This window comes from Salegentibacter mishustinae (assembly GCF_002900095.1).
GTDB lineage: Bacteria > Bacteroidota > Bacteroidia > Flavobacteriales > Flavobacteriaceae > Salegentibacter > Salegentibacter mishustinae.
This window is the reverse complement of sequence record NZ_LLKN01000003.1, coordinates 100,050-121,511: the sequence shown is the minus strand read 5'-3', so window position 1 is coordinate 121,511 and position 21,462 is coordinate 100,050. Positions and strand designations below refer to the sequence as shown.

Genomic DNA, 21,462 nt, shown 5'->3' with positions numbered 1-21,462 from the left:
TAAAATAGAATAAATAATCAGGGCTTTATATTTATTCCCTTAATTTATAAGAATTGCATAAAAAAACCCTTCATAATGAAGGGTTTTAACTTTAATTTTAAATTATTGAGATTACATAGGTCTGTAGATTTTCTCGTATAATTTTTTGTAGCGATCTTTTATATTTCGCCTTTTTAGCTTCATAGTAGGAGTGAGGTGGCCCTCCTCAATACCCCAAACTTCTCCGGTAAGCTCTATAACCTTTATACGTTCCCACTTACCAAACTTCTCGTTGTAAAAATCTACTTCTTCCTGAATACGTTCTTTAACCTGGTCGTTTTCTGCAATAGCCTTTTCAGAACCATCGCCGATATCTAGATTTTTACGTTTTGCCCATTCCTGGATAAATTCAAAGTTTGGTTGGATTAAAGCTGCAGGCATTTTTTCGCCATCTCCAATTACCATAATTTGTTCGATAAAGCGTGATTGCTTCATCGTGTTTTCAATAATTTGAGGAGCTACGTATTTTCCACCTGAAGTTTTAAACATTTCCTTTTTACGATCGGTGATCTTTAAAAATCCGTCTTTATCTAATTCTCCAATATCGCCGGTATGGAAAAAGTGATCTCCATTTAGGACTTCTTTTGTTTTCTCTGGCTCCTTATAATAGCCAAGCATAACATTTGGTCCTTTTGCGAGAATTTCGCCGTCTTCAGCAATTTTAACTTCTACGTTTCTAATTGGTCTTCCTACCGTTCCAATTCTAAAGCCTTTATTTCTTTGATCATTAACCGCAATTACCGGGGAGGTTTCAGTTAATCCATAACCTTCCATTACCGGAATATCGGCCGCGGCAAAAACACGGGCTAAACGCGGTTGAAGCGCGGCAGATCCAGAAACGATTAATTCAATATTTCCACCTAAACCTTCTTTCCACTTAGAGAAAATTAGTTTTCTAGCCAGTTTAAGTCGGGTTTCATACCACCATCCGTTTTGGCCGTATGGTTCATATTCTAAACCAAGCTCAACAGCCCAGAAAAATAGCTTTTGTTTAATTCCACCAACGGTAGAACCTTTAGCGATAATTTTATCGTAAACTTTTTCTAATAGTCTTGGTACTGCCGTGATAACATGAGGTTTTACTTCTTTAAGATTATCACTAATCTTTTCTATAGATTCAGCAAAATGAATAGAAACCGAATAGTACTGATATAAATAAAGTATCATGCGCTCAAATACGTGGCAAACCGGCAAAAAACTAAGCGCTACATAAGTTCCTCTTTCAAACGGAACTCGCTCGGCACTGTCTAATACATTGCTTACAAGGTTATTATGTGAAAGCATAACACCTTTTGGTCTTCCGGTAGTTCCAGAAGTGTAGATCAAAGTTGCAAGGTCGTCTGGCCTGACAGCCTTCTTTATTTGCTCAACTTCATCCTGGTTGCTTTTGTCTTCTCCAAGTTCAAGAACCTCTTTCCAATTTTTTGTGCCTTCTATTTCATCAAAGGTATAGACCTCTTTTAGTTTGGTGTCTTGTTTTATGGAATTCAGTTTTCCTAATACTTCTTTATCTGAAACAAAACAGAATACAGCTTCACTGTGATCCAGTACATACTGGTAATCTTCTTCAGAAATTGTAGGATAAATTGGTACCGTTTGCGCACCGGTTTGTAACACCCCAATATCCATAATATTCCATTCAGTTCGGTTACTGGTAGAAATTATGGCGATTTTATCGTTTGGTTTTATGCCAAGTCGTAATAATCCCCGACTTACGGCATTTGCCCTGTCTATATACTCCTGGGTAGAAATGGCCTTCCAGGTACCATCATATTTTGTGACTAAAGCTTTTTCTAAAGCGTGTTTTTCCAGCTGAAAGTATGGGAAATCAAATAGTCTTGTTGGTTTATCCATTTAGGTGTAGAATTATTATATGCTTTGCAAAATAGCAAATTTGTAACCTATTTCAAATTGAAATATTAAAATAAACGTAGATATATTAATAAGAATATAAATTATTTGACAAATGGGAGTAATGAAAGTGAGAGGAAGCTCTTTGCGAATGTTGATTTATTAATTTGATAATCACCTGGTTAATTCAGAAATAAAAACGCCCGATAAAAAATATTATCGGGCGTTTTTAAACTATAATGATTAAAATTTATTTTTCCTCCAGCCACTTTCTGGCATTTACAAAAGCTTCCAGCCACGGGCTCACTTTATCATCTTTCCTGTCTTTTGGATAATATGCCCAGTTCCAGGGGAAAGTAGAACGTTCTAAATGCGGCATCATTACCAAATGCCTTCCAGAATAATCGGTTAACATCGCGGTGTTGTGATTGGAGCCGTTGGGGTTAGCCGGGTATTTATCATAGCCATATTCTCCAACAATATTATAATGCTCTTTTTTATACGGAAAGCTAAACTTCCCTTCACCGTGTGCTGCCCAAATTCCGAGTTTACTTCCGGCAAGTGAGCCAAGCATCACAGAATTGTTTTCTTTTATTTCTACCGAAGTAAAATTACACTCAAACTTGTGTGAAGAGTTAGGAAGCATTTTTGGCTTTTCTTCGTCCTCAGGATTTATTAATCCTAATTCTACGAAAAGCTGGCACCCATTACAAACGCCTAGAGATAGAGTATCTGTTTTGCTAAAGAAATTGTCAAGAGCGGTTTTTGCCTTTTCATTGTACAAGAATGCCCCGGCCCAACCTTTGGCACTTCCAAGAACATCAGAGTTAGAGAACCCACCAACAGCGGCAATGAATCTAATATCTTCCAAAGTTTCTCTTCCCGAAATTAAATCCGTCATATGCACGTCTTTCACATCAAAACCTGCCAAATGCATCGCTCTGGCCATTTCGCGTTCAGAATTAGAACCTTTTTCCCGAATAATCGCTGCTTTAATACGTTTCTTATCACTTCGAGCGGAGTCGAGAAGTCCTGTAAAATTCTTTGGAAATTTAAATTCCAGCGGCTGATTCTTATAATTATTGAATCTCTCGGTAGCTTTATCTACACCACTTTGTTTTTGATCTAATAAGAAAGAAGTTTTATACCAAACATCACGCAATTCAGAAATATTGAAATTCAGATTTCCTGAACCGTTTTTAATTTGCAGTTCGTTTCCTTCGGTAACCTTTCCTATTTTAAAGAATTCAATTTTGTTATCGCTAAGTACTTTTTCAGCCGTATCATCTTTTGCCTGGAAAACAATTCCGCAGTTTTCATTAAAAAGGAGCTTAACACTGTCTTTTTCATTTAATGCTGAAAGGTCTAAATCGGCGCCAAGATTATTATCTGCAAAGCACATTTCTAAAAGCGTGGTAATTAATCCGCCTGAAGCCACATCGTGCCCGGCAAGAATTAGATCCTGCTTAATTAAGCCCTGGATGTTATAAAAAGCATCGGCAAATTTCTTATCGTCTTTTATCGTAGGTACTTCTTTCCCGACTTTATTCAGAATTTGAGCAAAAGAAGATCCTCCAAGTTTAAAACTGTCTTGAGATAAATTGATGTAATAAATATCTCCTCCATTTTTTTGTAAAACAGGTTCTACTACTTTACTAATATCATCACAATGCCCGGCTGCCGAAATGATTACCGTTCCCGGAGAAAGCACCTCGCCATCTTTATAGCGCTGTTTCATAGAAAGCGAATCTTTCCCGGTAGGAACATTTATTCCCAGGGAGATCGCAAAATCTGAAACCCCTTGAACGGCTTCATAAAGCCTGGCATCTTCGCCTTCGTTATTACAAGGCCACATCCAGTTTGCAGAAAGGGAAACAGATTTTAAACCTTTCTCCAATGGTGCCCAAATAATATTGGAAAGGGCCTCGCCAATAGAATTTTTAGAACCCGCAACGGGATCAACTAATGCTGAAACAGGGGAATGACCAATTGAGGTCGCCACACCTTCTTTTCCATTATAATCCAGTGCCATCACCCCGCAATTGTTTAGAGGAAGTTGCAAGGGGCCTGCGGTTTGCTGTTTAGCTACACGCCCGGTTACACAACGGTCAACTTTGTTGGTCAACCAATCTTTACAGGCAACGGCTTCGAGTTGAAGGACTTGAGTTAGATAATCTTTTATATTTTCTGAAGAATAAACTACATCGTCATAATTTCTATTAACCGATGTATCTTCCATAATGGTCTTTGGCGAACTTCCAAACATATCAGAAAGTTCCAGGTCCATTGGTTTTTGACCTGATTTTGATCCTTCAAAAGTAAACCTGTGGTCGCCGGTTACCTCGCCAACCTGGTAAATAGGAGAGCGCTCGCGTTCTGAAACCCTGCGAAGGATTTCGTAATTTTCACCGCCAATTACCAAGCCCATTCTTTCCTGGGATTCGTTTCCTATGATTTCTTTTGCGGAAAGCGTAGGATCACCAACAGGTAATTTATCTAAATCTATTTTTCCTCCTGTTTCTTCTACGAGTTCGCTAAGGCAGTTTAAATGTCCGCCCGCACCGTGATCGTGAATAGAAACAATTGGGTTTTCTTCGCTTTCTACCATTCCACGTACTGCGTTTGAAGCACGTTTTTGCATTTCTGGGTTGGCTCTTTGAATAGCGTTTAATTCAATACCGCTTCCAAACTCCCCGGTATCTGCTGAAGAAACTGCGGCACCGCCCATTCCAATCCGGTAATTTTCACCACCAAGAATTACTATTTTATCATCTTTCTTCGGAATATCTTTTTGCGCCTGGTTGGCTTTTCCATAGCCAATTCCACCGGCAAGCATAATTACTTTATCGTAACCTAGATTTCGTTGATGCTCTGAATGCTCAAAAGTCAGTACAGAACCAGAAATTAAAGGTTGTCCGAATTTATTTCCAAAATCTGAAGCTCCGTTAGAAGCTTTGATCAAAATATCCATCGGCGTTTGGTACAACCAATCGCGTTCTTTCATCCCATTTTCCCATTTTCGGTCTTTATCAAGCCTGGAATAAGATGTCATATAAACTGCTGTTCCGGCTAAAGGTAAAGAACCCTTACCTCCGGCAAGTCGGTCACGAATTTCGCCCCCGCTTCCGGTGGCAGCACCATTAAAAGGTTCTACCGTAGTGGGGAAATTATGGGTTTCGGCTTTTATGGAAATAACCGAATCAAAATCCTTATTTTCGTAAAATTCAGGAACGTCTGGAAGTTTCGGGGCAAATTGTTGCACTCGTGGGCCATTTATAAAAGCTACATTATCCTTATATGCTGAAACGATCTCGTTCGGATTTTCTTCCGAAGTTTTCCTGATCATTTTAAACAACGAGCTAGGTTTTTCTTCTCCATCAATCACAAAAGTGCCATTAAAGATCTTGTGGCGGCAATGTTCAGAATTCACTTGTGAGAAACCAAAAACTTCAGAATCGGTAAGTTTTCGGCCTAATTTATTGGCTAATCCCTGTAAATAAGCAACCTCTTCTACATTAAGTGCGAGACCTTCCTGCTGGTTGTATGCTGCAATATCATCTATTTCAATGATCGGCTCGGGATTGATATGAATATCAAAAATATCCTGGTCTAAACCTTCATATTTTTGGGAAAGCATCGGATCAAAATCGTGGTAGTTCTTATCTATTCGCAAGAACTCCTCAATTCTAATAATTCCGTGAATGCCCATATTCTCGGTAATCTCTACCGCGTTAGTACTCCAGGGCGTAATCATTGCGGCACGGGGACCAACAAAAAAATCTGCCAGAGCAGATTTGTTGATTTGTTGTGTATTGCCAAAAAGCCAGTTTAATTTTGTGATGTCTTGAGCCGTAAGGTTGGTATGCGTTTCTACCGCAAAAACCTTGGTGGCCTGGTCTCCAAAGAAAAGGATCATTCTATGTTGTTTTGTGTTGTTCGAATAAGCACAAATTTAGGTTTTTTACGGGAAATATTTCAGGAAGTTAATACAGAAAATATTGTGGAAGTTTTGCCACGAATTTACTAATATTTTTAATGTGTCGAATTTTTTATACATACCGAAAGAATATGCACTGACTTCCTGCAAGGTTCTTTCAATCGTGTAGGTTTCAATATTTGAAACAAAACCTACAAGGTAGAAAAAAGACCTTGCAGGAAAATTACCACATCTAAATATTTGTTTATTCCTGGCGAGTTATTTTTTCGGAATATATGGACTTCCCTGATGATACCTAAAACACCCCCTTGCAGAAATAAGGAAAAAGCTTTAGTAATTGCTCAAATCTTCTACATTATTAGTTTCATAAACGTTCCAATCTTCAGCTTTGTATTCAAGAGAAGGTTCTGTTATAGATTGTTTTCTTCTTAAGGTTTGGTCTTTGGCAAAATCTTCAGGATTATCCATTTGCCCAATTATATCTACTAATTCTCCATCTTTAAAAAGCCCTACAGGATCGTTGCCGTTAAAATCTAGTGGTGCGCCGGTTTTTAATTGATTGGATTTAGACGTGATTTCAGAAATATCTGCAGACTCATTAGCGATAACGAAAGTTGAATTATGAGCTAGATTGCCTTGAAGGATAACTTCTCCCATCCAGTCGCCTGCGCCATTAGATTGTTTTCTAATTGAATAAGCTTCAGCTTCCAGATCGATATTTTCCCCTGTAAGATTTACAATTTCGAGTGCTTTATTGAAGGAAGTGCCCTCAATATATTCTGAAAAGAAGATTTCAGTAGAAAAATTATTTTCCGGTGGAAGTTCTTCAGGAAGCGTAGCTTTATCTTCGGAACAGGAATAAATAAATATAGAAAGGAGTATAAAGTAATATTTTTTCATCAGGAATCAATTTCGGGTAAAATAAAAGGATTCCACCTGAAATTGATTCAATCAAAAAATTTGGGTATAAACCCTTAAGCTTTTTTCTCTAAAAGTGCCATATAGAATCCATCAAAACCGGTTTCAGAAGAAAGTATCTTTTGTTCTTTAACCAATTTGAATTTTTTCCCTTCTTCGGTATTCTTTAAGAAATTTTCGACTTGCTTCTCGTTTTCAGAAGGTAAAACCGAACAGGTTGCGTAAACCATTTTTCCTCCCGGTTTTACAATGCGAGAGTAAGTTTCAATTATTTGGGCCTGGGTTTTTATAAGCCTATCTATAAATTCAGGTTGCAATTTCCATTTAGCATCTGGATTTCTGCTTAAAACTCCGAGTCCGCTACAAGGGGAATCTATAAGTACGCGATCTGCAGTTCCGTAAAGTTTTTTGATCACTTTTGTAGAATCAATTGCACGCGGATCTATATTGTGAGCGCCGGCACGTTTGGCGCGGCGTTTAAGTTCTTTAAGTTTATTTCCGTAGATATCGGTAGCGATAATCTGGCCTTTGTTTTCCATTAAAGCAGCCAGGTGAAGCGTTTTCCCGCCGGCACCGGCACAAGTATCAACCACGCGCATTCCGGGTTCTACTTCAAGAAATTCAGCTACAAGTTGAGAGGATGCATCCTGAACTTCAAAAAAGCCGTTTTTAAAAGCCTGGGTTCTAAAAACGTTTCCACGTTCTTCCAGTTTTAAAGCGCTTTTATATCCTTTTAAAGGTTCAGAAATTATTTCTTCATCCTTAAGAGCACTGCGTAATTTGTCTTTGGTAGTTTTAAGAGTGTTGGCTCTTAAAATTACCGGCGCTTGCAAGTTTAGCGCTGCGATCTCTTTTTCCCAAACTTTTTCGCCAAGTTCTTTTACTCCAAGCTCATCCATCCAGTCGGGAATAGATTCGCGGTATTTTCTAATTTTACTTAAACTATCAAATTTCCCTTTAATTCTTCGGGTAGGAGTGCCTTCAAATTGTGGCCAGTCTGGTAAGGTAATTCCTCGCAAGGTAGCCCATACCGTAAATAGTCGAAATAAATTTTCGCGATCAAACGGCTCTTTTACTTCAGCAATTTCGGCATAAAGTCTTTTCCAGCGAACAATATCGTAAACGGTTTCGGCAATAAAACTACGATCTCTCGAGCCCCAACGCTTATCACGTTTTAGGGTTTGCTCAATGACCTTGTCGGCATATTTACCATTATTAAAAATTTCATTTAAGGCATCCATGGTTGCGAAAACCAAATTCCTGTGTAACCGCATAATTAAATTTTGAATTTGCAAAGGTATGTTTTTTAGTCGATAATTGACATTTAAATGCTTCCAGGCTTAACTCGAATTTAAAATGACGTTTCTATGAGTACTTGGGAGATTACTATGCGTTGATTTACTTCGGAAAAATTTATCTTTGAATGGATTTTACAAAACGATTTAAACCCGACCTATGAATAGACTTGTTGTTTTTTGCCTGATTTTGATATTTAGTAGTTGTAAAAATGAAAAAGACGCTGAAAATAAAATGCAACAGAAAGGGACAAAGGATTTTTCTTCAGTAGAAATCCAAACTATTCTAGAAGAAGATTCATTAAGTATTAGGGCTATTGAAATAATAGGGAATAACCTTGCTTTTGCCGCCAATAAAGGAACTTTTGGGATGTATAGTTTTGGCGATAACACCTGGCGCACCAATACCCAGAAATATGACAGCCTGGTTCCTGAATACAGGGCTGTGGCTGCTACCGACGATGACTTTTTTATGCTGAGCGTTGGAAGTCCTGCATTGCTTTATAAAACTGGAGATTCTGGCGCTATGGAATTAGTTTATAAAGAAGAAAATGAAAAAGCCTTTTATGATGCGATGACTTTTTGGAATAATAAAGAGGGAATTGCAATAGGCGATCCTACCAATAATTGTATATCCATAATCATTACTCGTGATGGAGGTAGAACCTGGAAAAAATTAAGTTGTGATCTTTTACCTGAAGTTATCGAAGGTGAAGCAGCCTTTGCAGCGAGTAATTCTAATATTGCTATTAAGGGCGATAAAACCTGGATTTTATCGGGAGGGATGACTTCGCGTGTATATTTTTCACCTGATAAAGGAGCGACCTGGGAGGTTTTTGATACTCCATTGCTGGATGGAAAAGCAACCACCGGAGGATATACCATGGATTTTTATGATGAAAACTTTGGGATAATTTTAGGAGGTGATTATACCAATCCTGAAGGGAATACCGGGAATAAAGCTATTACCACAGATGGCGGTAAAACCTGGGAATTAATTGCAGAAGGCGAGGAGCCGGGTTACAAAAGTAGTGTGCGATTTATACCAAATACTGGAGGCGAAAAAATCATTGCTACCGGTTTTAGTGGAATTTCAATTTCTAAAGATTCAGGAGAAACATGGGAAGAACTTTCTAATGAAGGTTTTTATACGCTGAGGTTTAAAAACGATTCGGTTGCTTATGCTGCTGGAAAAGGACGAATTGCAAAACTCACTTTTAGGTAAAAAGAATCCCGGCAGACCTAAATCCACCGGGATACTAACTACTAACTAACCAAAAAACTAAACTTTACTCGATAATCGAGGTTTAAATGTTCGGATTCATTAAGGCATCCTATTCTTCCTGCTTTTCGCGCTCTTTACGGGCGCGGTATTCTTTAATTAATTTTTTATGGAATTCATCTTCCAGCTTATGAAGCTTAATGATTTCCTGGGCGGTCATTATTTCTTTTAGATCATTAAAAAGCTTTTGTTTTAGAATATAATCCTGTTTTTCTATCGCGACATATTCATCTAACATATTTTCAGCATCATCTTCGGTAATACATTCCAGGTTAGGAATATCTCTATGCTCTCGCTTTCTTAATTTGTGCAACTCAGATTCATATTCGTTATAAATTGGCCAGAACTGCTGTGCTTTTTTCTTGTCAAGATTTAATTCCTGAGTGAAAAATGCGGTTTTTAACTCTTTAATTTTCTCGCGATGTGAATCGTCTTTTTCCTGTGACTGCATTTGCCACAATCCAGAAAACATGAGTAATATTATAAGTAGGTTTTTCATATTAATCTTCATCTAATATATAAAGAGGTTCTTCTAAATTTTCATCAAGATAATTCATCATAGCTTCAGAGTCTACCTTATCTAAATCGGTATCATCTACGATATAACCTTGTTGAAAAATATAATTTGAAATTTCACCGGTAGAGAGATCTATGTTATTATTGTCTATATAACTCTCCATCACAGAAAGTTCTACGTTTTCCCAGCTTGTTTGGTTTTCGGGATTAATATAGAATGTACTGGCAAAAGCAATAACCATTGCTGCAATGCTCGCTGCATAAAGGAAAACCTCTTTGGTAACCAATTTGCGTACTTTAGGTTCAGTTTTAGTTACTTTTTCAAGCAACTCATCTTCCAGCCCATCAAAATATCCTTCTGGTGCCTTGAAACCTGTAGATTTTTTATCTCCCAGGCTTTCAGAAAGCTCCATTTTTTCCAGCAATTCCTGCTCAAAACCCTCAAAATAACCTGGTGGGGTTTTGAAACCTGACTTGGGATTATATGATATTTTTTCTTTCTTCATTTGTTTATTTGACTATAAAAAGTACAAAAGGTTTAATTCGTTTTTAAGTATTCCTCTATTTTTTTAGCAGCGTGGTGGTAAGAAGCTTTTAGCGCTCCTTCACTGGTTTCTAAAATTTCTGACATTTCCCGGTATTTTAACTCCTGAAAGTATTTCATATTAAAAACCTGTTGTTGTTTCGCCGGAAGACTGGCAATTGCTTTTTGTAATTTGAGCTGAATTTCATCACCTTCAAAATAAACATCACTTTCTAAATTAGCAATAAGCTGTTGTTGCAGATCTTCTGAAGAGATCTGATTGCGTTTAGCTCTTTTATTTAAAAAGCTAATCGCCTCGTTAGTAGCGATGCGATACATCCAGGAAAACAACTTACTTTCTCCTTTAAAATTATGAATATTTTTAAATACCTTAATAAAGGTATTTTGAAGAACATCATGAGAATCCTCATGGTCTTTGACCATGTTACGTATATGCCAGTATAGACGCTCTTTGTATAAAGATACCAGTTCTTTAAAAGCTTCTGAAGAAGTCTTTTTTTCCTGTAAGCGTTTAATAAGTAGATCTTCGGACGTTTTCAAAGGGATGCTAGTCTTAATAAATTTTGTGGAATCCCGTGTAACGGAAGCCAAAGGTAGTTAAAACTTTATTCTTCTTAAAGTCAGCTTATAAAAGTATTGAACTAAGAAATCCTTCTTTGCAGGAATGTACTTCATCGATAAAATGCATAAAAAGCGGATAAAGTGCATTTTTTATTTGGTAAATAGGTTTTTCTAATCTACATTTACAATATCAAAATGATTTAGTCTTTTTTTGCCCCAAACGAAAACGAATTAAATCTTTTATTCTTATTTGCCCCAAAATGAGAATAATTATAAAAAAGGATGGAGTATACTCTGTCCTTTTTTTATGCTTAAATGTTAAGCTGTGAAAATTTTCCTAAAAACCTTTTAAAATTGCATTTTGGTAAATTTCTATGTATATTTTTGTAAAATAAAAATTATGGTTATGAGAAATATACTGTTAATTCCGATTATGCTAATATTCGCCTTTCAAGTTGAGGCACAAAACCAAACCGAGTCGGTGAAGGTTGGAGATATTTTAGTAATAAATAAGGCTGAAAATCAAAATTTTAAATCCTTAGATTTACCAAGGGCTAATTTTATTATTAAAAAAGGTGGAATCGCAAACTACAAGAGTCTTGTAGGAAATAGGGTAGAAGTAGCTGAAATTAATACAAACGATGCCGGGGAAACGACCGTAATTTTAAAAAGAGAAGATGGAAGAAAATTCTTTCGAACTCACACTACTATTAGTGCTAATATAGATGAAGCACTTAAAAATGGAGAGCTGATTCTGTAGAAATAAGAATCTTTGAAATAATAAAAGCTGTCTGGGAAATTCTCAGACAGCTTTTTTTATTTTATCATCTAATCAAAAGATTGCATCTCTACCAGTTTTTGATAAGTGCCTTTCTGGGCAAGTAGTTCTAAGTGTTTTCCCTGTTCTACGATCTCGCCGCGATGTAAAACAATAATCTTATCGGCATTTTGAATTGTTGAAAGCCTATGCGCGATTACGATAGAAGTTCTATTTTTCATCATATTCTCCAGGGCTTTCTGTACCAGTTTCTCGCTTTCTGTATCCAGAGCAGAGGTTGCTTCATCGAGAATCATAATTGGTGGATTCTTAAGTACCGCACGGGCAATAGAAAGACGTTGTTTTTGCCCACCACTTAATTTATTACCACTGTCTCCAATATTAGTTTCAAGACCTTCAGGAAGCTCTTTAACGAAATCCCAGGCATTGGCTACTTTTAGAGCCTCAATAATTTCTTCTTTCGTGGCATTGTCTTTACCTAAAGCGATATTATTTTTTACCGTATCGTTAAAAAGTATAGAATCCTGGGTGACAAGTCCCATTAAATTTCGAAGCGATTTTTTGGTAATCCCTTTAATATTATGCCCGTCAAGCTTAATCACACCTTCGTTAACATCATAAAAACGGGTTATGAGGTTGGCTATGGTAGATTTTCCACTTCCAGACTGGCCAACAAGGGCAATCATCTTTCCTTTTTCAACCTGCATGGAGAAATTCTTCAGTACATTCTCTTTCTCATACCTAAAGTTGATATTTTCCACTTCAATATTCTCATCAAAACTTTCTTTCTTCACCGCATTTCTATCATCCTGTATGGTCGATTCGGTTTCCAGGATTTCCAGGATTCGCTCTGCACTGGCATTTCCTTTTTGGATAGAATATGTTGCTTTAGAGATGGCTTTTGCCGGGGTTAGAATATTGTAGGTTAATACAAGAAAGCCTATAAAGGTAGAGGCATCCATAGTATTATCAATAAGTACCATTCTTCCACCAAACCATAAAATTATAGTAATTACCACCACCCCTAAAAATTCACTCATAGGCGAAGCGAGGTTCTGGCGATGCAAAAGCGTATTTAAAATTTGATTTAAGCGGCCTGTACTGCTATAAAATTTTCTTTTGAATTTATCTTCAGCATTAAAGCCTTTAATAATTTTTAAACTTGAAAGTGATTCTTCAACTATAGTTAGAAAATTAGCGTTTTCCTGTTGCGCCTGGGTAGATTGTGATTTCAGTTTCTTCCCTATTGTGGAGATTAATAAACCTGCCAGGGGAAGAAAAACCAGTACAAAAAGCGTTAGTTTAGGACTAATCCCAATCATAAAAACTAACGTAAATATCAGCGTAAGCGGTTCCTTTACAAAAAGCTCTAACATGCTTAAAAATGAAGTCTGGATTTCCTGAACATCACTGGTGATCCTGGAAATAAAATCTCCTTTCCTTTTTTCAGAAAAGAAAGAAACCGGTAGTTCCACAATTTTGTCGTAGATACGGTTTCTTATATCTTTAAGCATCCCATTTCTAAGGTTGGCAATAAAATAAAGCGCCAGATAATTGAAGAGGTTTTTCAGAAAAAACAAGACAATTACCGTTATACAAATACTTACCAGCGCGGCAATCTCTCCATATTGTTCAACCTGTTGATTTAAAAAGTAATTAGAATAATCATTAGCAAAATCTTTAATATTCCCAAATTCTCCATTCCAAACCGGTTTGGTGCTAATAGGCTTTTCTTCCTGAAAAAGCACCCGAAGCATTGGAATAAAAGAAATAAACGCCAGGGTGCTAAATAGCGCATAAAAAACGTTACTAATAATATTAAGTATTGCAAAACGCTTATAAGGCTTTGCAAACTGAAGAATCTTCTTTAAATACGTCATAAATACGAGCGATTAGCCCAGTTGTAATTCATTTTTAATTCGCTGGATCTTATCGGCTAGTTTCGCATTTTCAGTATCAAAATCTTCAACTTTATCCAGTTGTGAATTCACGCTAAAATAGAATTTGATCTTTGGCTCTGTACCGCTAGGTCTCGCAGCGATCTTTGTTCCGTTCTCAGTATAGTAAATAAGCACGTTAGATTTTGGAATATTGATCTCTTCTTCAATGCGTTCCTGAAGGTTTTTTGCTTTGGAAGTGTGATAATCTTCAATTAGTACCACTTTCTCTCCATCTATCTCTTTCCATGGGTTTTCCCTAAGATCTACTAACATTTGCTTTATTTCTGCCTCACCTTCAATTCCTTTTTTCACTAAAGAAGTAAGTTCTTCGCGGTAAAGTCCGTGTTCGGTATAAAGTTGCAATAGTTGTTCGTAGAAAGAACTTACATTTGCTTTCATTTGTGCAGCTATTTCGCAGGCGAGTAGGGTAGCGGTTGCAGCGTCTTTATCGCGTACAAAATCACCAACCATATAGCCGAAGCTTTCTTCACCACCACCAACAAAATCGAGCTCAGGATTATCTTTAATCAATTTCGCGATCCATTTAAAGCCGGTTAAGACTTCGTGATATTGTGCGCCATAGCTTTCGGTAATATTTTTGAGCATTGGCGTAGAAACAATGGTGGAAGCCACAAAAGAGTTTTTAGAAAGTTTGTTTTGCTCTTTGTGTTTTTCCAGTAAAAACCACGTCATGATAAGCATAGTTTGGTTTCCATTAAGCAAAATCATTTTTCCATTTAAATCACGCACAGCAACTCCTAAACGATCACCGTCGGGATCAGTACCAATAACAATGTCGGCATTCTTTTCTTCCGCCAAGTCCAATGCTATTTTCAAGGCTTCTGGTTCTTCCGGGTTTGGAGATTTTACCGTTGGGAAGTTTCCGTTAGGTTCTTTTTGCTCCTCTACCAGAAAAACATTTTTATAACCTGCTTTTTCTAAAATTTGCGGATTGGTCTTACAAGCCGTCCCGTGCAGAGAGGTAAAAACTATTTTTAGATCGTCTTTAGCCGAAGCCGAAGTATTAAAACTTCCGTTTTCTACTGAAGCTTCTTGGAATGCTTTATCTACTTCACTATCTATCTTATGAATAAACTCTGGCTTTGCTTTAAAATTAACCTCGTTATACTCCAGCTTATTAATTATATCTACAAGCTTGGTGTCTTGCGGAGGAACCAATTGTCCACCATCTTGCCAATATACTTTGTAGCCGTTATATTCAGGCGGATTATGGCTAGCGGTTAATACGATCCCGGCGTGACAATCCAGGTGTTTAACTGCGAAAGAAAGCTCTGGTGTTGGCCTTAATTCTGAAAATAAATAAACTTCAATCTCGTTTGCCGAAAAAACTTCAGCTACCATTTGCGCCAATTCTTTAGAATTATTTCTACAATCGTAAGCGATGGCTACTTTTAATTTTTCACCTTTAAATTCGGTTTTCAATAAATTTGAAAGTCCCTGGGTGTTTTTTCCTAGAGTATATTTATTGATTCTGTTGGTGCCCACGCCCATAATGCCGCGCATACCACCGGTACCAAAAGCTGCATTTTTATAGAAAGACTCTTCCAGTTCTTTTGGATCGTTTTCTATAAGGTGGTTGATCTTTTTTTGAGTGTTTTCGTCAAATATATCGGTAAGCCAGGCTTTAGCCTTAGCCAGGATTTCTGGTTTATTTTGAGCCATAATTAAAAGTTTAGATAAACAAAAATAAGGATTAATGCCTTAATGGCATTATAAATTTGAAGTGGTTTTATTGATAAGGTAACGTTCTTTTTCCCGCTTAGAGCGTAAAATGAGCTCTCCAAGAAAACCGGCAAGGAATAATTGAGTTCCAATTATCATTACCGCCAGCGCGATATAAAACCAGGGGTTAGAAGTTACCAAAACATTGGGTAAACCGTGATAAAGTTTGTAGAGTTTGGAAATACCGATCCATCCGGCCGAGATAAAACCGAAAATAAACATGAGCACTCCCAGGGCGCCAAAAAGGTGCATAGGCCTTCTGCCAAATTTAGAAAGAAACCAAATGCTGATAAGATCTAAAAAGCCATTAAGAAAACGTTCGGCACCAAATTTTGTTTTTCCGAATTTCCTGGCCTGGTGTTGTACTTCTTTTTCGGTGATCTTTGAATAGCCGGCATTTTTCGCCAGCACCGGAATATAGCGATGCATCTCGCCGTAAACATCAATGTTTTTAATTACTTCTTTTCTATAAGCTTTAAGTCCGCAATTAAAATCATGCAGTTTGACTCCAGAAGTTTTCCTTGCAGCGGCATTAAAGATTTTTGAAGGAATATTTTTTGAAATTACCGAATCGTAGCGTTTCTTTTTCCAGCCAGAAACAAGGTCATAACCATCCTCCTTAATAAGTTTATATAGTTCAGGGATTTCTTCGGGATTATCTTGCAGATCGGCATCCATAGTGATAATCACGTCTCCCTGTGCCCTTAAGAAACCGGCGTGTAATGCCTGTGATTTTCCGTAGTTTCTGTTAAATTTAATTCCTTTAACCGCTTTATCGCTGTCTACAAGAGCTTCAATGGTTCTCCAGGAATCATCTGTACTGCCATCGTCAATAAAAATGATCTCGTGTGAAAAGGAATTGGACCGCATTACTTTTGCGATCCAATTATACAATTCAGTTAGAGATTGTTCTTCGTTTAAAAGAGGAATAACGACGGAAATCTGCATGTATTTATACGTCTTGTGGGTTCTTATATTTCATAATTAAGCCGGCTATAAGGGCTATTATAAAACCAAAAAACAAGTTACCAATAATTGCAAAAGCGGCAACGATCCACGGGGAAGAGAATTTTGCATTCATTTCCATAGCATCGTTAATTTGAGACTCGCTCATATTTGGAAAATTCTCTGTCATTTGAGTGCGCTGCACATCAGCCATTTGGCTCATATAATCAGGTTCAAGAACATTCATTAAAATTAACTGCCAAACTACGCTAATTAAAGCTCCAATTAATGCAATTCCCAAACCTAGTTTAAAAGCTTCTTTTAAAGATAAATAATTGTTGTTTTGAGATTTGTAAGCCTTTATTCCTAACACGATTGCCACAATAATAACTATAAAACCAATTGTGCCATATACCCACCCCGGGTTTAGATAATCATTGGTTACATACATGATTACGCCAAGAACTACAGATAAAATACCGAGTAGTACTCCATAATTAAGAATTACGCCTTTAGAGTTTGCTTTAGAATTTTCCATTATGTTTGATTGTTTAGTTACAACCGGTTAGTAAGCAAATATAATAAAACGTTACATTGCGTAAGAATTAAAAATAATTTTGTCTAACCCTTGTTTTTATAATTGAATTACTTAAATTTGCACCTCGAAAATTAAAAGAACTAAAGCGATGAAGCAGGGAATCCATCCGGAAAATTATAGATTGGTAGCATTTAAAGATATGTCTAACGAAGATGTATTCATTACCAAATCTACCGCAAACACTAAAGAAACTATAGAAGTAGAAGGTACAGAATATCCACTTATCAAGTTGGAGATCTCCAGAACTTCTCACCCATACTACACCGGGCAAACCAAATTGGTTGATAGCGCCGGGCGTATTGACAAGTTTAAAAACAAATACAAGAAATTTAAGAAATAAGTTTTTTGTTATATATAATTCCAAAAAGTCGTCCTTTTTAAGGCGACTTTTTTTATGCGCTAATTTTTGCTAATTCATAACTTATAGTTGCCGAAACTTGTGCCAAGGCAGTTTATTTGTATTTTTGAATCCTAAATTTGTGCGGATGAATTATATACTATTTGACGGTTCTGCCAGGAACCGCTTACTCCCTTTTACCTTTACCCGGCCTGTTGCCGATATTAGGGTAGGAATTCTTACTATTCGAGAAAAATGGGAATTACTTTTAAAATCTACTACTTCTACAATAACTGAAGATTATTTAGCCGAAAAATGGCCGATGGTGGAACTGGAGGAAAATGTGATGATTAATGCTTCCTTTTTACCAAATTCTGAGTTTTTGATGCAAATAAAAAACCTGAAGCCGAATCAGGCGATCTTTCATCAGGAAGATATTGTGGCTTTTCATGCCTACGAAGACCAGGAAGTAGCTTTAGGTGATTATGAACAAATAGAATTAGCCGGAGAGGTAATTCAAATAAATAATTCCTGGGATATTTTTTCGAAAAACGGGGAGGCTATTGAAGCTGATTTTGATCTTTTAACTAAAGACAGGAAATCTCAGCCTATCCACGAATCTAATTACGTTAAAAACCCTGAGCGAATTTTCCTTGAAGAAGGTGCCGAGGTAGAGAACTGTTCGCTTAACGCTTCTACCGGGCCAATTTATGTTGGTAAAAATGCTAAAATACTGGAAGGCAGTCTAATTAAGGGCGCATTAGCGGTGTGCGAAGGTGCATTAGTGAAGATGGGCGCCAAGATCTATGGTCCAACTACTTTAGGTCCCGGATGTCGCGGTGGAGGTGAAATAAATAATGCAGTACTTTTTGCGAATTCCAATAAAGGTCACGATGGGTATTTAGGGAATTCAGTTTTAGGAGAATGGTGTAATCTTGGTGCTGATACCAACAATTCTAATCTAAAGAATAATTACGCCGAAGTGCGCATATGGGATTATGAAACCGAAGGTTTTGCTAAAACCGGGTTACAATTTTGTGGATTAATGATGGCTGATCACAGTAAATGTGGCATCAATACAATGTTCAATACCGGAACGGTAGTAGGCGTTAGCGCGAATATTTTTGGAGCAGGATTTCCACGGAATTTTGTGCCTAGTTTTAGTTGGGGTGGCAGCGCCGGAACGACGGTTTACAAAACCGAAAAAGCTTTTGAAGTTGCTGAAATCGTTATGAAACGCCGAAGCATAGAATTTTCTGAAGAAGATAAAAAGATTTTGGAGCACGTTTTTGAGGAAACGAGTAAGTGGAGGAGAGGCTAGTTTATTAAAACATAACTTTCCAAAAGTTTAATAATAGAGGCTATCTGAAATATCTAATTTACGTCAAGCTGAACTTGTTTCAGCTTCTAACACGTTGCAATTTGCAACAACTTAGATCCTGAAATAAATTCAGGATGACGAATTAAAGATATTTCAAATAGCCTTTTATTTTCTTTCATTAAAAACTTACTTCTGTTTTTAAGAATTCTTCCTAAAAAATGTTGCTTCATAAATATTACTGTTTCCAACATTATCGGTTACAATAATTTTCAACTCATTTTCGGTTTCAGTGACTACGCCATCGCTAAAATCGTGAGTTAATGTATTGTTTTTATATTCATATTCCATCAATATGAATTTACCATTAACTGTAGCTCGATAACTCTTAATTCCCGATAGATCATCGCTTATCTTAACCTGTAGAGTGCTGTTGTTGGAGATCCACTGGCCATCATTAAAATTCGTGGGCCATATTTTTGGCGATGTAACATCTGAAGCCAGGGTGTATTCCCCAAAAGTTCTTGTCCTGGTCGTAAAGCGGTTTACTTTTTTGTAAGTGGAGGAATAATTTGGGCGATCATTATAGCCTAGCCTGGCAATAAACAGTTTTTCTTTTTCTTCAGCAGAATATCCACTTACATCAAAGCCTATGGTAATGTTTGTATGCAGTGGGGTGTGGTCGTTATGAACTTTCACTTTGTCCTCTCCAAATTCGATATCGAGGTAAGTGTCTTTGTAAAGACTTCCTTTTGGGATATAGATATCCATTCCGTTAGCTTCAGCAGCAAACGGCTGATTTGCCTGCGCAAAATAATCTGTTTTTTCTTCCTTTTTAGGCGGGATATCGTTGCGCTGCATTCCCTGGATAGGAACTCTTATTATTCGTTCGTTTCCGGCAAAATCGCTCACTTTTATAGTATAATTATAATTGAGACTATCCTGAATATATAATTCTCCTTTATTGACTACATCTTCATAAAGGCTTAGGGGATTTCCGTTTTCAACAAAAAGTTTCTGAATGCGTTTTTTGTTTTTGCTGTAGTATTCATAATCTATAAGTTGATTTAAATGTCGACTTTCAGCAAAAGAAAAACGTTTAAAGGGTAAAGTGAACACACGATCGCCATTTAACTCGGCTTCAATTTGATAGACTCCGTTTCGGTTAGGTGCTCCATCTTGCTGATCTACCGAAGAGACTCCGAATCCAATATTACCACAGGCATCAATTTCATTAGCAATATAACTACCGTCTTCCAGCGGAATAAGATTTATCTTTTGCCGCTCGCGGGAATTATTTATGTGCGCATCTGCATCTAAAGGATAAGCATATAAGCCATCTATTATCGGGGCGCGATTATCGTTGATTTCTATTCCGAAGAGTTTTGGATTCATGGGGCGTTGGCTACCATCACGAATTTCAAAATGCAAGTGAGGGCCGCCACTGCCACCGGTATTTCCGCTAAAAGCGATAAGCTCATTTGCTTCCACTTGCAATTCGTTCGCTTCAGGGAAAAGTTCTATTTCATAAGTTTCGTTAGCATATTGGCGCTTCTTTACATAAGCTTCAATTTCAGGCGAGAATTTCTTTAAATGGGCATACACTGTAGTGTAGCCGTTAGGATGCTGCACATAAAGCGCTTTTCCGTAGCCATAATGCTGAATATTGATTCGGCTAACGTATCCTTTGGCTGAAGCTACTACATCCAGTCCCTGTCTCTGTTGGGTTTTAATATCTAAACCGCTGTGAAAATGATTAGAGCGTAATTCTCCAAAAGTTCCTGATAAAACCAGGGGTACATCTAATGGGTTTTGAAAGTAATCTTTCGGGACATTTGGCTGTGCCAGGGCTATCGTACTAATTAATAAAAGAAAAACAGCTAAAATAGATTTCATATAAAATTCTTTAGGGGTCTAATGGGGCTGTAAAGTTAATTAAAGTTTAACCAAAAATTAAAGCCTTAGTGCTTAGAAACTTAGCAATAGTCTTGCTTATTTTTAAAAATAGACGAAAAAACAATTGGCATATTAGAGTGCGAATGTTAACTTTGTGGGGATAAGCATTACATTTGGCTTTTATGAGTGAATTGACAGAAATCGTTGATAGCCTTGAAAATAGGATTAGTAAACTGCTTCATAAGTATGAAAATTTAAAGCAGGTTCATAGTTCTTTAGAGGCAGAAATGACCACTGTAAAAGAAGAAAATCAAAGATTAGCCCAAAAATTGGAAGGATCTAATCTCGAAGTTCAAAACCTTAAAGCCGCCAATGCAATGCTGGGCAGTACCGAATTCAAAACAGAGACTAAGCTTAAATTAAACAGCTTAATAAGGGAAATTGATCAATGCATTGTTCAATTATCTGAATAAAATATATGGCCGATAAATTAAAAATAAAACTTTCTATTGCAGATCGTGTATATCCTTTAACTATTAATCCTCAACAGGAAGAAGGTTTACGCAAGGCTGCCAAGAAAATTGAGGCTATGATTAAGCAATTTGAGCAAAGTTATGCCGTAAGGGATAAGCAGGATGTATTGGCAATGTGTGCCTTGCAGTTTGCCGCCCAAACCGAGCAAAAAGATATAGATAGATCTACAGATACGCTTGAAGCAGAAAATAAACTAAAATCGCTTAATGATTTGCTGCAGAAGCATTTAGTATCGTAAACGTTCTTTAAATAAATAAAGGTTACTGCCTGTATTAGTGATATTTTGATAAACTCAACAGAGATTCTTTAAAAAGGGTGAGTCTAAGTTGTAAAAGCGCGCCGCCTTAGAGCGGATTCTTGATCAGCTTGTTAGCCCTAAACTTGTTTTTAAGGAGTTTAATCCAAAAACCTATCTAATACAGGCTTTTTT

General features: G+C 37.0%; 18 protein-coding genes and 1 other RNA gene. 7 read left to right on the top strand and 12 right to left on the bottom strand.

Annotated features, from left to right (window positions below; translation table 11 throughout):
• Positions 1 to 111 precede the first annotated feature (111 nt).
• From APB85_RS16415 to APB85_RS16400, 4 genes are all read right to left on the bottom strand, one after another.
• Positions 112 to 1,893, bottom strand: a complete 1,782-nt coding sequence (locus APB85_RS16415) for an AMP-dependent synthetase/ligase (protein WP_057480758.1) — start codon at positions 1,891 to 1,893, stop codon at positions 112 to 114.
• 247 nt (positions 1,894 to 2,140) lie between these two features.
• A complete protein-coding gene (purL, locus tag APB85_RS16410; RefSeq protein WP_057480759.1) occupies positions 2,141 to 5,806 on the bottom strand; it encodes a phosphoribosylformylglycinamidine synthase in 3,666 nt (1,221 codons plus the stop codon).
• A gap of 351 nt (positions 5,807 to 6,157) precedes the next feature.
• Positions 6,158 to 6,727, bottom strand: coding sequence for a lamin tail domain-containing protein (locus tag APB85_RS16405; RefSeq protein ID WP_057480760.1), 570 nt, complete (start codon positions 6,725 to 6,727; stop codon positions 6,158 to 6,160).
• 74 nt (positions 6,728 to 6,801) lie between these two features.
• Positions 6,802 to 8,019, bottom strand: coding sequence for an RsmB/NOP family class I SAM-dependent RNA methyltransferase (locus APB85_RS16400; RefSeq protein WP_057480761.1), 1,218 nt, complete (start codon positions 8,017 to 8,019; stop codon positions 6,802 to 6,804).
• A gap of 181 nt (positions 8,020 to 8,200) precedes the next feature.
• Here APB85_RS16400 and APB85_RS16395 point away from each other — a divergent pair, with 181 nt between their 5' ends.
• Positions 8,201 to 9,265, top strand: a complete 1,065-nt coding sequence (locus tag APB85_RS16395; protein WP_057480762.1) for a WD40/YVTN/BNR-like repeat-containing protein — start codon at positions 8,201 to 8,203, stop codon at positions 9,263 to 9,265.
• A gap of 109 nt (positions 9,266 to 9,374) precedes the next feature.
• Here the strand turns inward: APB85_RS16395 and APB85_RS16390 are convergent, their stop codons facing one another.
• From APB85_RS16390 to APB85_RS16380, 3 genes are read right to left on the bottom strand one after another with little or no spacing between them, the layout of a single operon-like run.
• Positions 9,375 to 9,821 carry a hypothetical protein gene (locus tag APB85_RS16390; RefSeq protein WP_057480867.1) on the bottom strand — a complete coding sequence of 149 codons (447 nt, stop codon included), beginning with the start codon at positions 9,819 to 9,821 and terminating at the stop codon, positions 9,375 to 9,377.
• Between the two features lies 1 nt (position 9,822).
• Positions 9,823 to 10,344, bottom strand: coding sequence for a hypothetical protein (locus tag APB85_RS16385; protein ID WP_057480763.1), 522 nt, complete (start codon positions 10,342 to 10,344; stop codon positions 9,823 to 9,825).
• Positions 10,345 to 10,376: 32 nt separating this feature from the next.
• Positions 10,377 to 10,922, bottom strand: coding sequence for an RNA polymerase sigma factor (locus APB85_RS16380; RefSeq protein WP_057480764.1), 546 nt, complete (start codon positions 10,920 to 10,922; stop codon positions 10,377 to 10,379).
• A gap of 427 nt (positions 10,923 to 11,349) precedes the next feature.
• Between APB85_RS16380 and APB85_RS16375 the strand changes: the two genes are divergently transcribed.
• A complete protein-coding gene (locus tag APB85_RS16375) occupies positions 11,350 to 11,703 on the top strand; it encodes a hypothetical protein (RefSeq protein ID WP_063870569.1) in 354 nt (117 codons plus the stop codon).
• A 68-nt stretch (positions 11,704 to 11,771) separates the two neighbouring features.
• Here the strand turns inward: APB85_RS16375 and APB85_RS16370 are convergent, their stop codons facing one another.
• The 4 genes from APB85_RS16370 to APB85_RS16355 are packed head-to-tail and all read right to left on the bottom strand — an operon-like array spanning position 11,772 to position 16,887.
• Positions 11,772 to 13,601, bottom strand: a complete 1,830-nt coding sequence (locus APB85_RS16370) for an ABC transporter ATP-binding protein (RefSeq protein WP_057480766.1) — start codon at positions 13,599 to 13,601, stop codon at positions 11,772 to 11,774.
• 12 nt (positions 13,602 to 13,613) lie between these two features.
• Entirely contained in the window at positions 13,614 to 15,344 is a 1,731-nt protein-coding gene (locus APB85_RS16365) for a phospho-sugar mutase (protein ID WP_057480767.1), read from the bottom strand.
• Positions 15,345 to 15,392: 48 nt separating this feature from the next.
• Complete coding sequence (locus APB85_RS16360; RefSeq protein ID WP_057480768.1) at positions 15,393 to 16,352, bottom strand: glycosyltransferase family 2 protein; 960 nt, start codon at positions 16,350 to 16,352, stop codon at positions 15,393 to 15,395.
• 4 nt (positions 16,353 to 16,356) lie between these two features.
• A complete protein-coding gene (locus APB85_RS16355) occupies positions 16,357 to 16,887 on the bottom strand; it encodes a DUF4199 domain-containing protein (protein ID WP_057480769.1) in 531 nt (176 codons plus the stop codon).
• Positions 16,888 to 17,035: 148 nt separating this feature from the next.
• Between APB85_RS16355 and APB85_RS16350 the strand changes: the two genes are divergently transcribed.
• Both APB85_RS16350 and APB85_RS16345 read left to right on the top strand, forming a co-directional pair.
• Positions 17,036 to 17,287 (top strand): type B 50S ribosomal protein L31, encoded by a 252-nt coding sequence (locus APB85_RS16350; RefSeq protein WP_037314972.1) that lies wholly within the window; start codon positions 17,036 to 17,038, stop codon positions 17,285 to 17,287.
• Positions 17,288 to 17,432: 145 nt separating this feature from the next.
• Entirely contained in the window at positions 17,433 to 18,605 is a 1,173-nt protein-coding gene (locus APB85_RS16345) for a GlmU family protein (protein WP_057480770.1), read from the top strand.
• Between the two features lie 198 nt (positions 18,606 to 18,803).
• Here the strand turns inward: APB85_RS16345 and APB85_RS16340 are convergent, their stop codons facing one another.
• Positions 18,804 to 20,498 carry a M23 family metallopeptidase gene (locus APB85_RS16340; protein ID WP_057480771.1) on the bottom strand — a complete coding sequence of 565 codons (1,695 nt, stop codon included), beginning with the start codon at positions 20,496 to 20,498 and terminating at the stop codon, positions 18,804 to 18,806.
• Positions 20,499 to 20,680: 182 nt separating this feature from the next.
• Here APB85_RS16340 and APB85_RS16335 point away from each other — a divergent pair, with 182 nt between their 5' ends.
• From APB85_RS16335 to ssrS, 3 genes are all read left to right on the top strand, one after another.
• Entirely contained in the window at positions 20,681 to 20,971 is a 291-nt protein-coding gene (locus tag APB85_RS16335; RefSeq protein ID WP_057480772.1) for a DUF4164 family protein, read from the top strand.
• A 5-nt stretch (positions 20,972 to 20,976) separates the two neighbouring features.
• The gene (locus APB85_RS16330) at positions 20,977 to 21,270 is read left to right on the top strand and encodes a cell division protein ZapA (RefSeq protein ID WP_057480773.1); all 294 of its coding nucleotides are present in this window, start codon (positions 20,977 to 20,979) and stop codon (positions 21,268 to 21,270) included.
• Between the two features lie 52 nt (positions 21,271 to 21,322).
• Positions 21,323 to 21,430, top strand: a non-coding RNA gene (gene ssrS / locus APB85_RS16325) — 6S RNA.
• Positions 21,431 to 21,462 lie beyond the last annotated feature (32 nt).

Coding starts and splice junctions, on each gene's coding strand:
- APB85_RS16415 (WP_057480758.1), bottom strand. CDS start 1,893: ATGGATAAACCAACAAGACTATTTGATTTCCCATACTTTCAGCTGGAA.
- purL (WP_057480759.1), bottom strand. CDS start 5,806: ATGATCCTTTTCTTTGGAGACCAGGCCACCAAGGTTTTTGCGGTAGAA.
- APB85_RS16405 (WP_057480760.1), bottom strand. CDS start 6,727: ATGAAAAAATATTACTTTATACTCCTTTCTATATTTATTTATTCCTGT.
- APB85_RS16400 (WP_057480761.1), bottom strand. CDS start 8,019: ATGCGGTTACACAGGAATTTGGTTTTCGCAACCATGGATGCCTTAAAT.
- APB85_RS16395 (WP_057480762.1), top strand. CDS start 8,201: ATGAATAGACTTGTTGTTTTTTGCCTGATTTTGATATTTAGTAGTTGT.
- APB85_RS16390 (WP_057480867.1), bottom strand. CDS start 9,821: ATGAAAAACCTACTTATAATATTACTCATGTTTTCTGGATTGTGGCAA.
- APB85_RS16385 (WP_057480763.1), bottom strand. CDS start 10,344: ATGAAGAAAGAAAAAATATCATATAATCCCAAGTCAGGTTTCAAAACC.
- APB85_RS16375 (WP_063870569.1), top strand. CDS start 11,350: ATGAGAAATATACTGTTAATTCCGATTATGCTAATATTCGCCTTTCAA.
- APB85_RS16370 (WP_057480766.1), bottom strand. CDS start 13,601: ATGACGTATTTAAAGAAGATTCTTCAGTTTGCAAAGCCTTATAAGCGT.
- APB85_RS16365 (WP_057480767.1), bottom strand. CDS start 15,344: ATGGCTCAAAATAAACCAGAAATCCTGGCTAAGGCTAAAGCCTGGCTT.
- APB85_RS16360 (WP_057480768.1), bottom strand. CDS start 16,352: ATGCAGATTTCCGTCGTTATTCCTCTTTTAAACGAAGAACAATCTCTA.
- APB85_RS16355 (WP_057480769.1), bottom strand. CDS start 16,887: ATGGAAAATTCTAAAGCAAACTCTAAAGGCGTAATTCTTAATTATGGA.
- APB85_RS16350 (WP_037314972.1), top strand. CDS start 17,036: ATGAAGCAGGGAATCCATCCGGAAAATTATAGATTGGTAGCATTTAAA.
- APB85_RS16345 (WP_057480770.1), top strand. CDS start 17,433: ATGAATTATATACTATTTGACGGTTCTGCCAGGAACCGCTTACTCCCT.
- APB85_RS16340 (WP_057480771.1), bottom strand. CDS start 20,498: ATGAAATCTATTTTAGCTGTTTTTCTTTTATTAATTAGTACGATAGCC.
- APB85_RS16335 (WP_057480772.1), top strand. CDS start 20,681: ATGAGTGAATTGACAGAAATCGTTGATAGCCTTGAAAATAGGATTAGT.
- APB85_RS16330 (WP_057480773.1), top strand. CDS start 20,977: ATGGCCGATAAATTAAAAATAAAACTTTCTATTGCAGATCGTGTATAT.